Here is a 1339-nt window from a genome sequence, read left to right as displayed (position 1 = left end):
GGTCTCTCTAATGGTGGATACCGGTCCGTGATCGGTGCAGGCTGGCTTCGGTGATGGTCGGGCGTGGCTCTACTGGTCTCTGACCCTGAGTGATCGGGTGTCTTGGTCACGACATGCCCGCCTGGCGGTCGCCGGAGCCGGCCCGAGACCTGCCTTGGCTTGATAGAAGCATGCCCGACCCGTGAGGGTCGTGGCTCCTTAGAGAGTTGCCGCAGCGGGTGCTTCTCGGACCGGACCGACACGATCCGATTCTGAGGAGGACCGCGATGCCCATCGTCGCAGAAGCGTTCACGCATGTCATCGGTGTCGACACGCACGCAGCCAAACACGCGTACGCGATCGTCGACGCCGCCACGGGAGGGCTGGTCGCGGAGCGGACGTTCCCGACCAGTCAGGCCGGGCTGGCGCGCGCGGTCGGCTGGATGCGCCGCCGAGGCGGTGAGCGGCTCGCGGTGGCGGTCGAGGGCTCGGGCTCCTACGGGGCACAGCTGACGCGCGCCGTGCTGCAGGACGGGCTGCCGGTATTCGAGGTGCGGCCGCCGGGACGGGGCTCGCGCGCCCGCGACGGGAAGACCGATCAGTTCGACGCGGTCGCGGCGGCCCGGTCGATCCTGCGCGCCGACGCCGGCCGTGTTGCGACGCCGAAAGCGGCAGGGGTCCGGGCTGCGCTGCACGTGCTCACCAGCGCCCGCCGGGCGATGAAGCAGGACGCCAACCGCGCCAAGCAGCAACTCATCGCCCTGCTACGCACCCATGCCCTGGGCGTCGACGCACGCGAGAAGATCGCGAACGCGACCATCGACCAGATCGCCGCCTGGCGGTCCCGCAAAGACGACACGATCGAGCTCGCCACCGCCCGCGCCGAAGCGACCCGGCTCGCCCGCCGCATCATCCCGATGCGCGCCGAGCTGCGCGAGAACAAGCAGCGCATGGAGACGCTCGTGGAACAGCTCGCGCCCAGCCTGCTGACGCTGCCCGGCGTCGGGCCGGTCTCCGCCGCAGTCATCCTCGACGCCTACTCGCACCACGGCCGCATCCACTCAGCAGACGCGTTCGCGCGCATGGCTGGGACCGCACCGCTGCCCGTCCAGTCCGGCAAATCCGGCTACCACCGCCTCAATCGCGGCCAGAACCGAGCCCTCAACGAAGCGCTCTACGTCATCGTCAAGCACCGGCTCATGAACGACCCTGTGACGATCGCCTACGCCGAACGCCGCACCACCGAAGGCAAGGGCGCCAAAGCCATCAAACGGATCCTCAAACGCTACGTCGCCCGCGCCATCTTCCGACACCTCGAAGCCGTCATGGGCTTGACAAAACACATAGAAGCGTCGTGACG

Annotated in this window: 1 protein-coding gene; it reads left to right on the top strand. The window is 68.8% G+C overall.

What is annotated here, in order from left to right; translation table 11 throughout:
* The first annotated feature begins 206 nt into the window (after positions 1-206).
* Positions 207-1337 (top strand): IS110 family transposase, encoded by a 1131-nt coding sequence (locus ACJJVL_RS03445; RefSeq protein WP_405216918.1) that lies wholly within the window; start codon positions 207-209, stop codon positions 1335-1337.
* The last annotated feature ends 2 nt before the right edge of the window (positions 1338-1339 follow it).

This window comes from Agrococcus sp. Ld7, from assembly GCF_045064095.1.
Lineage (GTDB): Bacteria > Actinomycetota > Actinomycetes > Actinomycetales > Microbacteriaceae > Agrococcus.
The sequence above is the reverse complement of the archived record's forward strand: the minus strand, read 5'-3'. Positions and strand labels throughout refer to the sequence as shown.